Origin of the sequence: Mastigocoleus testarum BC008 (genome assembly GCF_001456025.1) — a bacterium.
Classification (GTDB): domain Bacteria; phylum Cyanobacteriota; class Cyanobacteriia; order Cyanobacteriales; family Nostocaceae; genus Mastigocoleus; species Mastigocoleus testarum.
In genome coordinates this window covers 1-15410 of sequence record NZ_LMTZ01000172.1, presented here as the reverse complement: position 1 = coordinate 15410, position 15410 = coordinate 1, and the positions used below count along the sequence as shown (strand labels likewise).

Here is a 15410-nt window from a genome sequence, read left to right as displayed (position 1 = left end):
GAATGACTAACTCACACTTTCGGCGACCGAATATTCACTTATGCTCAACACGCTTAGTGTTTTGGAGATGTACCCTTGAAGACACTTATTCATCCTACAGCTGTAATTCATCCTGATGCGGAGATTCACCCGACAGTACAAGTCGGTCCTTATGCCGTAATTGGCGAAAATGTCAAAGTTGGACCGGGAACCATAATTGGTGCCCATGCGATCTTAGAAGGTCCTTTGGAAATAGGGGCGGGAAACAAAATTTTTACTGGTGCAGCAATTGGTACTGAACCCCAAGATCTCAAATTTGCTGGGGAACATAGCTGGGTAAAAATTGGTGACAACAATTTAATTCGTGAGTACGTCACTATTAATCGTGCAACCGGCGAAGGCGAAGCTACAATTATCGGCAACGGTAATTTATTAATGGCTTATGTTCATGTCGGTCATAATTGTGTTATTGAAAATTCAGTAATTATAGCTAATTCTGTGGCATTAGCTGGTCATGTTTATATTGAGTCACGTGCGAGATTAAGTGGCGTTTTAGGGGTACATCAGTTTGTCCATATTGGTAGACATGCGATGGTTGGTGGACTAGCGCGAATTCACCGCGATGTACCTCCCTATATGACAGTGGAAGGAAATCCGGCACGTGTCAGAACTCTAAATATGATTGGTTTGAAACGGGCTGGTTTTGCTACAGAAGAATTACAAGCTCTCAAGAAAGCTTTTCGCATTCTTTATCGTTCTGGTATTACCTTTGAAGATGCTTTAGATAAATTAGAGTATTTGGGTGAGACTGAACATTTACAACATTTACGTTGCTTTCTATCGCTTTCACAAATGCCGGGTAGGCGTGGCTTAATTCCTGGGAAATCTAAAGGTGTAAGTAGAAGCGAGTAATAAGTAAGAGTAATGAGTAAGAAATTTTATTATTATCTCCGTTATCATATGACGCTGTAGACGCTTACGTGTCTGCACTGATACCCTGCGTTGCTGAGGCGTTACGTCATACTTGTGATACGCGAAGCTAACATTAGTTGCCATATGCCCGATGCAACACTTTACTAATACCGCGTTGATAAAGGTTTAGGTGTTACACCTCCCATTAACTTATGGCTGAAACCTTTAGACGCGGGTTTTTACAAATATCAATCCTCATATGATATGGCTAACGCCATGCTAGACCGCGCCTAACGGCGAATGAAAACACCGCTCACGGCGCGGGCGTACCCTAATCCCCAATTCCCGATCCGCAAATGCGCATATTTATTAGTACTGGTGAAGTCTCTGGTGATTTACAAGGTTCTTTATTGATTCGATCACTTCAAAGTCAAGCCGCTGCATCTGGCTTAGAATTAGAAATTGCTGCGCTGGGTGGAGATAAAATGGCCGCCGCAGGTGCAAAAATTATTGGGAATACTGTTGCTATTGGCTCTGTTGGTTTGGTAGAAGCACTACCTTATATTTTGCCCACTCTGCAAGTTCAGCACCAAGCAAAAGCCTATTTAAGAAAAAATCCACCCGACCTGGTAGTGTTGATAGACTACATGGGCGGAAATATCAGCGTTGGTAACTTTATCCGCCATCAATTTCCCCAGGTACCAATTGTATACTATATTGCACCACAGGTTTGGGTATCTTCAATTACTAAAAGAGATACAGAGCAAATTCTTAATGTCTGCGATCGAGTTTTAGCTATTTTCCCAGCAGAAGCCCGTCATTTTGAAGCCGAAATTGAAAAAAAACAAATAAAAACTAAAAATACAAACACAAATACAAATATAAATACAAATATAAATACAAATATAAATACGAATAAAAAAATTACATGGGTTGGTCATCCTTTAGTGGATAGAATGCCGACATTTCCTACTCGGGAAGATGCACAAAGCAAATTAGGAATGAAGAACAATGTGACTAATATTGCCTTATTGCCTGCCTCTCGCCGTCAAGAAATTAAATATTTGTTACCAGTAATATTTCAAGCAGCACGTCAAATTCAAGATAAAACATCCGAAACCCACTTTTGGATTCCTCTATCTTTGGAAAGATACCGACAAGATATAGAAAAAGCAATACAAGAATATGGGCTTCAAGCCACTATTATTTCTGAACGCAAAAAAGAAGTGTTAGCTGCAGCTGATTTAGCAATTACTAAATGTGGAACGGTTAACCTGGAACTGGGATTATTGAATGTTCCTCAGGTGGTAGTGTATCGTCTGAACCCAATTACTTACTGGATCGCCAAGAAAATTCTCAAAGTCACTTTTCTGTTTGCTTCCCCAGTAAACTTATTAGTGATGAAAGAAATTGTCCCGGAATTACTCCAAGAACAAGCCACCGCTGACAATATCACTCAAGCTGCGATGGAATTTTTATTTAATCCCCAACGTTGTGCTCAATTAAAATCAGACTACCAAGAAATGCGTCAGTCTATGGGAGAAGAAGGAGTTTGCGATCGCGCTGCTCGAGAAATTTTGCAGATGGGGATTGGGTAATGGGTAATGGGTAATGGATAATGGATAATGAATGGGTAATAAATAATGAGTAATAAGTAATGAGTAATGAGTAATTTGCTCTTCCCCATCCTCCCACACTCCCCACACTCCCCACACTTCCCACACTCCCCACACTTCCTCCAAGTCCCCACACTTCCTCCAAGTCCCCAATCACGTCCAAACTCGGAAAAAAGTTCCATCTTGCCAAACTTTTGCTGTTTTTTGCTCAATTGTTGCTAATTCTTGTGCATCAAGTTGTTTGAAGGCTCTCGCAACATTAGTATTTTCTTCTAACTGTTTGATGTTTTCCGCCGCAATAATACAACAATGAACCCCTGGTTGAGAAAGGCTATATCCCATTGCTTGCTGCATCCCATCTAATCCACCAGGCTTAAATAAGCGACCGTAAGCTGGTACTTTCATCGCAATTACACCAACATTTTTTTTCTGCGCTACTGGTAAAACTACCGGGAGAAAAGGACGTGGATGGAATTTATCCGCAGCATTCACTGGAATTAAAGTAGTATCGAAGGAGTAACGACGCAAACCTTCAGCAATGACGTCAGGCTCGTGGTGTCCGGTAATCCCAGTAAATCGAATAATTTTTTGCTCTTTTGCTTCTTCCATGGCTTTAACCGCACCGGATGCAGAAAATATGGTATCGAGATCTTCTGCAAAAGAAACATGGTGCATTTGCCACAAATCAAGATAATCGGTTTTGAGACGTTTCAAACTTCTTTCTAACTCTCGCCATGCTCCATCGCGATCGCGTTTGTCGGTTTTACTTGCCAAAAATAAACCAGAACGCTGAGATGGTAATACCTTACCCAAATAATCCTCAGAAGGACCATAACTTGCTGCTGTATCAAAATAACGGATACCCAGCTGTAAAGAACGTTCGATCAGCGCGATCGCTTCCTTTTCTTGTCCCTTGTGGGATAGTGGCGTTTGTCCTGCACCACCCAAACCAAAAATGGGTACTTTAACCCCTGTATTCCCCAAGACTTTCTCCGGGATGGTTTTAGGTGGTGCTGCATTAGTGCTGGAGTTTTCCTGTAAAGCTTTACATCCAACAACACCACTAGCTACAGCAACAGATGCAATCAAAAAATTTCGCCTTGTACTTTTGCTTGCCATACTCGAATTTGCTGAAACTACTCTATTAGTTGTATGTTAACGAGAAGATGATAAAAATGCTGATGCTGTTAAATTTTGTCAATTTTAAATTTTCTCAATTATTAATCAATTATTAATAAATATCCTGCGGGCTGTATGAAATAAATTTTGTTTACTTTGACTTTAAGATCTGCAAATCGATTAGAACAATCAAGGTGCTCTAAATAAGATTTTCATTACACTTAATACTTTATCTTTTATATTGCCTATATAACGATATAAAAATATAAGATATATCTATAGGCATACCCTAAAAGCCCTACAGCGCAAATTAGTCAAACTCTATTTCTGTTTAAGTCAGTTTTGTATAGGAAAATATACAAAATAAAATTAAATATAGCTAATAGCAAGTAACGAGCTATGCTTGACTTGGGTATTTGAAGGTGACGATGGACAATAAATAATAATTATTAATAAAGCCTTAGCAATATTTAGTATTTCATTTAACTCTGACTGAACAAGTTTCAAAATAATGTTAATAAATCACGCCCAATGCTACCGCTACAGTGTAAAAATAGAGGGAGATTTTGTTTGATAGCAATGCCTCCTGCTCCTAGATATACTCAAGAACCCTGGAGAGAAACATTCAGCGAAATTATTGACGTGCGTTCTCCAAGTGAATTTGCCGAGGACCATGTCCCTGGTGCGATTAATTTACCTGTCTTAAATGATGAAGAACGTGCCGAAGTTGGAACGGTTTACAAGCAAGTTTCTCCTTTCTGTGCAAGAAAAATTGGTGCCGCTTTAGTAGCCAAAAATATTTCTCAGCACCTTAGGGGACACTTTGCGACAAAAGGAAAAGATTACAGCCCTTTGGTGTACTGCTGGCGAGGGGGACAACGTTCAGCTAGTATGGCAACCGTATTATCACAAATTGGTTGGCGGATTACCTTACTAGAAGGTGGTTACAAAACTTATCGTACTTATGTGCGGCAACAACTGGCTATTTTACCAACACAGTTCACCTATAAAGTATTATCTGGCTTGACCGGTAGTGGAAAAACTTACATTTTGCAAAAAATGCGTCAACATGGCGTGCAAATTTTAGATTTGGAGGATATTGCGAAGCATCGCGGTTCGCTTTTGGGTCAACAATGGAAAGGAAAGCCTACACCGCAACCTTCACAAAAATTTTTTGAATCTTTACTAATTGAAAAACTACTTACTTTAGATCCCCGTGAAGATGTATGGATAGAATCAGAAAGTAATAAAATCGGTAAAATTTATTTACCCCCGTCTTTATGGGGAGAAATGAAAAAAGCTAGTTGTGTAGAAATTCAATTACCAATTAAAGCTAGAGTCCAGTTTTTATTACAAGAATATCCTCATTTCATGGACCGTCCCGATTTATTGAAGGTTAAGTTAGAAAAGTTAAAAAATCGCCATGGTTGGGAAAAAATAAGCCAGTGGTACCAAATGATTGACTCTGGTGAATGGGAAAAGTTTGTCGAAGATATCTTGTTTTGTCATTACGACTCTACCTATAAAAAATCGATGCAAAATAAATTTTCTCGAGTGGACAAAGTATTGTCTATGTCAGATTTATCTGATAGTAGTATTGAAAATCTTCTGGATTATTTAGTGCCAAAATATGCTTCTATGACGTAGAAGATATTAATTTTTTAGAATATAAGTTCATTTTTTAGCGAATACATGCCCTGCATCTCGCAGGCATTTTTTATTTATTTTTGATTATCGATTTTTTAGCGCTCTACCGATTTAATTTGAAAAGTTTAAATCTACCATATTTAAACTTTACAATATTTAAATATTTAATTGCTGAAATTGTTGGGTTTTGAAGATTTCTTAGAAAAGTGTGAAGAATTAGTGCAATTATAAAATTACACCAATAAAGTCCCCTCAAATTCAATTTCTAGGTTGTGAACTAACAACTCAAATTCTCATGTTGCGATACTCCTACAGTGCTAAATCCTAGTTATCTATCTCTTAGGTAACTTATCAGGAGAAATATTAATAAAAGGTAAAGTCCCATCACCACTCATCACTGTTGGGAATCTTCCATCCCATTTTTCAATTGCTTGCTTTTGCAATAATTCTGGAGTGATAGTTTGTCTTTGCAATCTTTGTGCTTCTGCTTGTCCTTTAGCGCGGTTAATTTCTGCTTGTGCTTCTTGAGTTGCTTTTTTGGCAATAAATTCAGCTTGCTTGGCTTCTTGTTCTGATATTTGTTTAGCCTCGATTGCTTTACTGAATTCTGGTGAGAATGAAAAATCTACTAAAGAAACGTCATTTACTATTACACCATAGTCAACAAGACGATTTTTGAGACTAGTATCGATTTCTGCTTTGAGTTCCGTTCTTTTAGTTATAATTTCTTCTGCTGTTTTTTTTGCAGTTGCAGCTTTGAGTACTTCTGAAACAGCAGGCGTCATAATTCCATTAACGATATCTTTTTCTTCCCCGATCTGTTGATAAACGCGGTTGACTTTTTTGGGATCGATGCGCCAGTTAACGGCAATTTCTGTTGTTACTTTTTGGAGATCTTTAGAGGCTGCATCAGCTTTAAATGTGTCTTTCTTAACGCGAATATTTAAAGTTTTCACTGATGTAACTACAGGCATAACTGTGTGAAGACCTTCTCCTAAGACCCTTTCTTGGACTTTCCCAAACACCATTACTACACCTCTTTCCCCTGCGTTAACTACAGTAAAAGGACGGAGTAGAAATGCTATAAATAACAAAATAAAACCACCAGTAACATATAAGTAAAAGTTAAAATTGGGGTTGGCGCTTCTTACGGAACTACGCATATATACTCCTATATGTTTCTAGCTATCTGCAGTGGATAGCAAATTAGTGATGAAAAATAACAATCTCAAAGTCAAGTATAAAAACTATTTCATTCCCATTAATTCCCAGCTTACTTCTACCAATTTATGAATTTCGTCAACGGTAGCTTGATGGGAATAAAGCAACATATACTAAATAGTGAAAAATTATTCTTGCCTTCATCAATTGTCATATCACGTAGTCACTTGATGCTATAGCCACTGATAATAATCGGTCAGAGTGAATTTTATTTATATTATCTTTTCACCTGATTATCAATAGATACATATTGAAAGCCAATTATTTCGGAAATCCAAAAAACTAAATCCAAGAGACTAAATCTAAAAAATTAAACCTAAAAAATTAAATCTAAAAAATAATATTAAATATGAAGATTTATAAACGACATAGCTGGGATCTCAGCTTGGACGAAGCAGTTGCAATTCAAGAAAAGTTACAAGCAGAGGTAATTACACAAGATCAATTTAAGGAACCCATTAAATATGTAGCCGGTGTAGATATGGGGTTTGAGGATGATGGGAGAATTAGTCGTGCAGCGGTAGCAGTTCTCAGCTTTCCCGATTTAGAGTTGCGGGATACTAGCATTGTCAAGCGTCCAACAAGTTTTCCTTATATTCCTGGTTTCCTCTCATTTCGTGAAATTCCAGCTTTACTAGATGCTCTAGAAAAAATTACAATTACTCCAGACATCATATTTTGTGATGGTCAGGGAATTGCACACCCTCGCAGGTTTGGTATTGCTTGTCATTTGGGCTTGTTTGTCGATTTACCCACGGTTGGTGTGGCAAAATCCTTATTTGTTGGTAAGCACGAAGAATTACCCCAAACCCGTGGTAGTTGGCAACCACTGATTTATGAAGCTGAAACAGTGGGTGCTGTTCTAAGAACTCGTGATGGAGTCAAACCTGTGTATGTTTCCAGTGGTCACCGCATCAGCTTGACAACCGCAATTGATTATGTGTTGCGTTGTACGCCACAATATCGACTACCGGAAACTACCCGTGTTGCGGATAGATTAGCTTCCTCAACGAAAGATTAAGATTTTTATCGCAATATCTTGGCTGTTTCTTGAAAATCCTTGCTTCCTTTTGTATTTTCATGTTAGGAATCGCACAAGGAATTATTGAAGTTAGATAGTGAGTCAATTCAGATAGTGAGTCTATATGTAGGAACCATGAATTCACTAACTTTACAGTGGTATGACGCAGAACAACTTAAAATTCAAATCCAAAGAATTGAGATTCCAGAATTTTTAACCCCAGAAGTTCAAGGTCAAGAAGTTCGGGTCCAACAAAGGTATGAGCAACAATTAAGTAAAAATGCTGGAACATACCGTATCGGTAGAGATCCTTCCCGTTGCGACCTTGTATTAGGAAACCCCACGGTTTCTGGTTTACATGTTGAAATATTTTTTGATTCTCAACAGCAAGGTTTTTTTATCCGGAATTTACGACAATCCAACCCACCCTTGGTCGATGGCCAACAATTATTGGATAATGTACTACCCCTATTTGAAGGTAGCACTATTTATTTGGGACAACAGGAATTAAAGGTTGCTGCAGTTTCTATCACTAAAGTTAATACCATACCTCCAACAGTATTAGCCCCACCACCAGTACCCAACTCTCGACCAATAATTCCCCAACAAAAATCTCAACCCAACAAACAACACACACAACATCACCATCACCATTTCCCAAGTGAACAGCCGCCAAATGGACAATCCTCAAATGAAGAACCTATGTATGGGCTGCAATGTCCCAAATGTGCAAGAGTGTCGTCCCTGGAACATCTACAAGTTGGTTGTCCTTGGTGTGGAACATCTTTAGCTGCTGCACTTAGTGTTTTAGTCGCACCCAGTGAAGAATAAAAAATAATAAAAGTTGGTACTTAGTGATTCGAGGTAGAGAAATTTGCTCGCAGTTTGGATATTATTACTGTATTAAATACTTTTTAATATAATCTAGTTACTCATTTATCAATCCCCAATCTAGATATGGCGCTAACATGCCAAGAAATAAATATATCACCCTTGCGCCGAATGCTAATCTCGATCCCCAATAATAAATGACTAATAATTTACCAATTCAATTAAATTGGAAAGATCCTATTACAGGAGAAACTCGCGATCCCCGATTAACTCCACCGATTGCTTTTGGCAGAGAATTTGTCCGGATGCCACCCGAATATCAGGGACAAAGAGTTACTCGAATGTTACTCAATCATGATGAAGTATCTCGCTTCCATGCTTTACTTGAATGGCAGTATAACCAACTAGTGGTAAATGACCAAGGTAGCGTTAATGGAATTTACGTTAACGGTCAACAACTGCAGCATAGTGTTATTAACAGTGGCGATACGCTACAAATTGGTCCATACATCATAACTGTTACCTATACTATTGCAGCAACACAACCAACTAACACGCCACAAGTAAATAACAGGCCACAAATAAGCAATTCTCCACAAGCAAATATTCGTGGTAATTCTACAATCCAATTTAATCCCAGTACCAATCTTCCAGATCCCAGCATACCCCAACCCCAACAAGTAACACCTTTGGGAAGTAGTTTTCCACCTCCCATTTTTCAAGAGCAATTAGTTCCCGTTCAAGGGATTCATGCCACCGGTTTGCCAGTTGACGAATGTGAATACTTAACCGTGGGTGGGGGTTTAGGAAGTTTTATTTATGTTGATTTATTAAGACTAAGTGGGGTCAAAACGGAAAAAATAATAACTTTGGGGTTGGACGATCAACCTTACAGTCGTTATAAGTGCTTGTGTTTAAATTCACAAATTCCTTTACATGAAAGACTGCGTTCTAATTCCGACTCTTGCCCTGATAACATTTGGGGATGGCCTAGTTATGCTTTGCGGGAAGCTTGGCATGACTTTATCAGGGGTAAAGTAAATAATTCTGCTCAATACTTGTGGAAAGTTTTTGCTGAACCAACTTTTGCTGAAACCTATACTCCCCGTGCTGGAAATGTATTCGACTCCATTGATCGGGAAACGAAACGAATTGGCTGGGAGCGAATGTATCGCTATGGGCGAGTTAGAGCAATTCGTAAAACCGATGATGGCAGATATTGTGTTGCTTATTCTCGTGGTCGGGGAGATCATGCCTTTATGGTTTGCCGTTATCTGCATTTAGCAACAGGTTATCCAGCAATTCAGTTTTTACCCGACCTGCAAGCATATCGAGAAAAGTATCGAGACTTTAAATCTGTCGTTAATGCCTATGAGGATCATAACCATGTCTACCAAAAACTAGAAAGTCAAGGAGGAAAAGTATTAATTCGAGGACGAGGTATTGTTGCTTCTCGAATTATTCAACGCATTTATGAGGCTAGAAAGAAAAATCCTCATATTACTATTTTGCATTTAATGCGATCGCCAAAACCACAAGGTAATAAATTTGCTCGGGCGCAGCGTCCGGTTAAAAATCATTTTGAATTTCAACCCTTTAATTGGCCTAAAGCTTGTTGGGGAGGCGATCTACGTGTCATGTTAGAAAAAGCTTCTCCTGACGAACGCCAAAGCTTATTAGCCCAGTGGGGTGGAACAACTACCGCCGATAGAATTGATTGGCAGAATATTACTGAAGAAGGCTTAAGTGAAGGTTGGTACAAAATCGAATTTGGTAAGGTAACCAAAGTCGAACGGGATGCCCAAAATCGTACTATTACCCACATCGAAGAAAAAGGTTTTGGGGAAACAACCTTAGATTCAGATTTTATTATTGATGCTACAGGACTTGATGCCAAGGTAGAGGCGAATCCATTACTTGATGATTTTGTCAAACATTATCATTTGCCATTGAATAAAATGGGGCGTTTAGAAGTCGCAAATGATTTTGAGTTATTGGAAATGCGCAATCAGAAGGGCAAAATGTACGCAGCAGGAGCGATTACTTTAGGTGGACCATATGCCGCAGTTGATAGCTTTTTAGGTTTGCAATATTGTGCTTTGCGTACCGTAGATGCACTTGCGAAGTCCCGCGCTCCTAATCTGCAACGTCTTAATATTTTTTCCTCTTTTGGTCAATGGTTGAAGTGGGCTTTGAACCAGTCCCCATCATAAATCTGTTAGAGTTCCTAACTTGGCTGATTATTTACCGGATATTACTTTTTATAGATGAAGATATTGTAAGCTTCTATATTTTCGCTGAAAAATTAAGACTAAACTTCAACATACCGATAAAATATTTAATATTAACTTGATAATTAACATAAATAATCTGTGAATTCACTATTTCTTATTTAAATTAAATATAAAATTAATTATTAACGGTGTAGAAATATATAGAATTGTTTAAAGATATAAAATACGATCTTATAGTATGCAATTACTTCAAACATCATCCTCAATGCAGCTATCTCTAAACAAGAAACGGGTTCAGCCATTGAAGATCGTAGCCCTGGGTGATAGTTTAGTATACGGTTTTGGCGATACAGAAGGAGGAGGTTGGGTTGAAAGACTAAGGCGCAGTTGGATGCAACCCAGTAGCCCAGGTCATGTCATATATAATTTGGGAGTAAGAGGCGATCGCATAGGGCAAGTTGCTAAAAGATTAGAAGTAGAATTTCGTCATCGTGGAGAATTACGTAACCGCGTCCCCGACATGATTATTCTCTCCGTGGGAGTAAACGATTCCGCAAGGGTGGGTCGTCCTAATGGGAAGAATTATACTAATTTTGCAGTATTTGAAACTGAGATCGCTTCATTATTAAAACAAGCAAGTTTACTTTGTCCGGTATTATTTATTGGCATGGTACCAGTAGATGAAACTAAAATGCCATTTATGGATTGTTTGTATTACAACCACAGTGACCAATATCGTTATAAAGAAGCAACTCGGCTAGCTTGTGTTAAAAAAGGAATTCCCTACCTGGATATTTTTCAGAAGTGGATTGGCTTGAGTGAAGAGTGGAGAGCAAAACGTTTAAGTGCAGATGGTTTACACCCAAATGTTACAGGATACAGGGAGTTACTAGAAGAAGTTATAAACTGGAGTGCGATCGCCAAGCACAATCACAATTCTCATCATGTTACTAATTTTCGTGAACTCTAATTTTCGTGAACTCTAATTTTCATGGACTCCAACTTTATGAATTCTAATTTGTTAGTTCTATTTTTTATTAGTTCTGACTCTTAGAAGTTCCGATTTAATGAACTCTGATTTTCACGATCAATAATCATTAATATTTTTCCAGTATCAGCACGCTCCACATAATTTGTATTTCACACTTATTTGGCAAATTTTCGCTTCGTTTAACCGTCAAGGAAACGGTTATAAGCAATTTTGGTCGGAATATTTTTTCGAAATATCTTTAATGGTAAATTTTCTTTACTTAAAAGAATTATTTTATGACTTGATATCTGTTGCTTGAAAACTGTAACCTGATATCTGCACGATGAAGAATAAATTGAGAATAAATTAACTTATATTTATTTTTGCCGATTTAACTTGCAGAAAATACCTTTGCCTTGCTGTAATTTTTGGTAATAGGTACTTGATGTTTGTATTTAAGCTTTAAAAATTACTTTTTATGACTCCAACTTTATTTGGTCGCTGGCAAACTCGAATACTACTTTTTGCAACTGTCGGAGTAGTGGTATCCTTACCCTTTGCAATGGGTTTAATTGGTTTTGAGCGAAGCATGATTTATTTTTTCGTACTTTTTTATGTCGCTCTTTTTGGTATGGTATGGGATATAGTATACGATCAAATTCAAAAGTCTCTTTGGGATAGGGATTGGCCTGCAATATATCAATTATTTGCAGGTATTTGGGAAATGTTTTTTGTTTTCTGTGGTGTTAAAATTATTGGTTTACCGGCAGTTTCTAAAGATTTACCAATATTGGGTTTTTTTGTCCACTATATTAGTGTTTGGCTAACAATTTTTGTTGTATCTCAAAGTCTGATGCGAATTTTATTTGTCCGCTGGCGTTTTCGAGGCGGTCAATGGCTATAGTGCTTTTTAATGATTCATTTTGTCACACTCTATTGGGAGGTTAGGGATTCTTTATTTATGTTTGCCTCAAACTAAAATATGGTTTTTAAATATACTTTGGAAAAGTATATATTAATTATAGCTGTCCTGGAATCATTTATAAAAATCAATATTGTATAAACGTGGTCTTCTCAGCGTTTTTGCTTGGAAATATGTGAAGTTTTCATATGATTTATCGCTTATAAATTTGCAGAGAATTGCTATAGTATTTTTTCTATTTTCTAAGTCTTGATAATCTTTGTACCTCTAAGAGAAATTATATTTGCACTTAGCAATACCTGCATTGTGTCTTCCCTGTATGGAGGAGTAAAAATCAAATTTTAGATATTTTTGTTCCTTAAGCATAAAATCAGAGTATAAAAGGAAGCAATAAATTGGATTACATTAACACAAATATTTTCTGTATTCAATAAATCAGCAAATGCAAATAAAGGCGATTTTTTGGAAGATTAAGAGAGTATTAGGGAGTTTCTTAACACCAACACATAACTATTTTTACGTTTTGTATATTTAGGTACTAAAATATAGTTTACACTTGGTAATATTATTCCTTGTGTGGTTATACGTAAAATTTGTTGCAAATAAAAGTGAGTGCAACGATAAAAATTTATTAATAGAAAAGTGCGGGGAGAACAAAATGTCTAATGTGTGGTGGAAGACTTTAATTCTAAGTCCAGTGGTCTTGGAATTGTTTGCAATTGGAGTGACAGGTTTTAGCTCAACTGCACATGCAGAGGAAGCTTTGGTAAAAGAATCAAAAGCTCCCCAGTTACTTGCTCAGTCTCAAACAAACGACGACAGTGTTTTAGAACAAGTTAATAAGTATGGGAGTGAAGGAAGCACAGCTAAAACTAACGCTTCTTTATCCCAAGTTACCTCTGTTTCTCAGTTTTCAGATGTTCAGCCTACAGACTGGGCTTTTCAAGCTTTACAGTCCCTGGTTGAACGCTATGGTTGTATTGCTGGTTATCCCAATGGTACATATCGTGGTAACCGAGCATTAACCCGTTATGAATTTGCTGCAGGTTTAAATGCTTGCTTGGATCGAGTTAATGAATTAATCGCCACTGCTACAGCAGATTTGGTAACCAAAACCGATTTAGCGACTCTGCAACGTTTACAGGAAGAGTTTTCTGCTGAATTGGCGACTTTACGCGGTCGGGTAGACGCTTTAGAAGCGCGTACTGCTGAGTTAGAAGCAAATCAGTTTTCTACTACAACTAAACTGGTTGGTGAAGTCATATTTGCAGCGACTGACAGCTTTGGCGAAAACGACAATAACAATACAGTTCTTCAGAATAGGGTTCGTCTCGACTTACAAACCAGTTTCACTGGTAAGGATATCTTACATACTCGACTCGCTTCTGGTAATGCAACCGGGCTTGACATTGCCAATGGAAATGGAACATTCGAGGGGACTCAAACCTTTAACTTATCTCCTGGTAATGGCAATGATGTTGCAATTGACTGGTTAGCATACTATTTCCCTGTCGGTAAATCTCAGGTTTACCTTGCTGCAACTGGAGGTATCCAAAGCGATTACGTTCCTACTGTCAATCCTTACTTTGAAGACTTTGATGGTGGTAATGGAGCTTTATCTACTTTTGCAAGTGAAAGTCCCATCTACCGAATCGGAGGTGGTGCTGGTGCTGGTGTTAACTTAGTTTTTGGTGAGGGTGGTGGAGTCCTCAAACCTAGTTCTTTAACTTTAGGCTACTTAGCATCTGAAGCTGCTGATTCCGATCTCGGTTCTGGTTTATTTGATGGTAACTATGCTGCATTAGCCCAGCTAAACTTCAGCTTTAGCGATCGCATATCCTTAGCTGCAACCTACGTCCATGGATATCATGGTACGGGTAGTGCTTTATTTGATGCAGGTGCTGTCGATAGTGCAGTTGTGGGAACTAGCCAAGCTAACTTTGTTGCTAATGGTAATCCATATTCAAGTAATTCCTATGGTGTAGCATTAGCACTGAGACCAACCAATAATATTTCAGTTAGTGGTTTCTTATCCTATAGCGACATCACAGGCTTTGGTAGTAACGACGACAGTGAAGTTTGGAGTTATGGAGTTGGGGTCGCTCTACCTGACTTTGGTAAGAAAGGTAACCTGTTAGGAATTTTTGCTGGTGCTCAACCATATTTGGGAGCAGCAGATGGAGAAAGACCATATCACATTGAAGGATTTTACCGCTATCGTTTGAACGATAACATTTCACTTACCCCTGGTGTGATTTGGTTAACAAATCCCGGTCAAAATGCAAACGACAATGATGATGCAGTGATTGGTACATTTAGAACAACCTTCACCTTCTAAAATTTCTGTACCCTTCTAACACTTTAAAATCACTTTTTTGGGGATGTAGCATTGCTACGTCCCCACTCTATATTATTTCCAAAAATTTTATCTATTAGCGTGGGTTGCCAGTTACTTATTATCCCATCTTCCGCACCCTAACTGTCACACACCAAGGGGATGAGATTTTTTAGTACATATTTATTAAACAAGACTTAGATATTCATGAGACTAATGGGAAGTTATCTCATTAAATTTGGGATCTATCAAAAAGTATTTTGAGTTGAAGTCTTTGATGAGGCTAAAAAGATTCTTAAAAAAGTAAGAAAATATTTTTGCTCGAAATAATAATGTGAGAATTTAAACAGAATTGTGTTGTAAAATTCTGTTTTTATGTTTGATATAAAAGATGTTGAAATACAAAATATAGACCATTTAGGGATAGTAGCAGGAATCGTAGATTCCATTGGATTAGTAGAAATAATTAATGATTTATTAGGGTCAAAACCAGGAGAAAAAGTCAGTGCAGGACATGTTGTCAAAGCAATGATTTTAAACGGATTAGGATTTGTGTCTAAACCGTTATATATGTTCCCGAAGTTTTTTGAGCAAATAGCTTGT

13 protein-coding genes are annotated in these 15410 nt (G+C 37.8%); 10 read left to right on the top strand and 3 right to left on the bottom strand.

The genetic code is table 11. From position 1 onward, the window contains the following. The first annotated feature begins 75 nt into the window (after positions 1–75). Entirely contained in the window at positions 76–891 is an 816-nt protein-coding gene (gene lpxA / locus BC008_RS45560) for an acyl-ACP--UDP-N-acetylglucosamine O-acyltransferase (protein WP_027846571.1), read from the top strand. Positions 892–1247: 356 nt separating this feature from the next. Further along, positions 1248–2489 carry a lipid-A-disaccharide synthase gene (lpxB, locus tag BC008_RS45555; RefSeq protein WP_027846572.1) on the top strand — a complete coding sequence of 414 codons (1242 nt, stop codon included), beginning with the start codon at positions 1248–1250 and terminating at the stop codon, positions 2487–2489. On the opposite strand, the gene BC008_RS49185 is transcribed toward lpxB, so the two are convergent. Continuing rightward, on the bottom strand, positions 2425–2664 hold the full coding sequence (locus tag BC008_RS49185; protein WP_161938236.1) for a hypothetical protein: 240 nt from the start codon (positions 2662–2664) through the stop codon (positions 2425–2427). The two genes, lpxB and BC008_RS49185, sit on opposite strands and share 65 nt — an antisense overlap. Continuing rightward, entirely contained in the window at positions 2661–3626 is a 966-nt protein-coding gene (locus BC008_RS45550; RefSeq protein WP_027845059.1) for an aldo/keto reductase, read from the bottom strand. The genes BC008_RS49185 and BC008_RS45550 overlap by 4 nt, the downstream gene beginning before the upstream one ends. A gap of 579 nt (positions 3627–4205) precedes the next feature. Between BC008_RS45550 and mnmH the strand changes: the two genes are divergently transcribed. Further along, positions 4206–5273, top strand: a complete 1068-nt coding sequence (mnmH, locus tag BC008_RS45545; RefSeq protein ID WP_027845058.1) for a tRNA 2-selenouridine(34) synthase MnmH — start codon at positions 4206–4208, stop codon at positions 5271–5273. Between the two features lie 332 nt (positions 5274–5605). Here mnmH and BC008_RS45540 read toward each other — a convergent pair whose 3' ends face one another. Then, a complete protein-coding gene (locus tag BC008_RS45540; protein ID WP_027845057.1) occupies positions 5606–6436 on the bottom strand; it encodes a prohibitin family protein in 831 nt (276 codons plus the stop codon). Between the two features lie 407 nt (positions 6437–6843). On the opposite strand from BC008_RS45540, the gene nfi reads away from it, so the two are divergent. The 7 genes from nfi to BC008_RS45505 form a co-directional block, all read left to right on the top strand. Next, on the top strand, positions 6844–7515 hold the full coding sequence (gene nfi / locus BC008_RS45535; protein ID WP_027845056.1) for a deoxyribonuclease V: 672 nt from the start codon (positions 6844–6846) through the stop codon (positions 7513–7515). 135 nt (positions 7516–7650) lie between these two features. Then, positions 7651–8346: an FHA domain-containing protein gene (locus BC008_RS45530; protein ID WP_082650762.1), complete on the top strand. Its 696-nt coding sequence runs from the start codon at positions 7651–7653 to the stop codon at positions 8344–8346. A 197-nt stretch (positions 8347–8543) separates the two neighbouring features. Further along, positions 8544–10559 carry an FHA domain-containing protein gene (locus BC008_RS45525; protein ID WP_027845055.1) on the top strand — a complete coding sequence of 672 codons (2016 nt, stop codon included), beginning with the start codon at positions 8544–8546 and terminating at the stop codon, positions 10557–10559. A gap of 259 nt (positions 10560–10818) precedes the next feature. Continuing rightward, positions 10819–11550 (top strand): GDSL-type esterase/lipase family protein, encoded by a 732-nt coding sequence (locus BC008_RS45520; protein WP_036266902.1) that lies wholly within the window; start codon positions 10819–10821, stop codon positions 11548–11550. 478 nt (positions 11551–12028) lie between these two features. Then, on the top strand, positions 12029–12454 hold the full coding sequence (locus BC008_RS45515; protein WP_027845053.1) for a hypothetical protein: 426 nt from the start codon (positions 12029–12031) through the stop codon (positions 12452–12454). 676 nt (positions 12455–13130) lie between these two features. After that, on the top strand, positions 13131–14810 hold the full coding sequence (locus BC008_RS45510) for an iron uptake porin (RefSeq protein WP_027845052.1): 1680 nt from the start codon (positions 13131–13133) through the stop codon (positions 14808–14810). A 372-nt stretch (positions 14811–15182) separates the two neighbouring features. Next, positions 15183–15410: DUF4277 domain-containing protein (locus BC008_RS45505; protein ID WP_153009509.1), on the top strand; the 228-nt coding region annotated here is incomplete at its 3' end.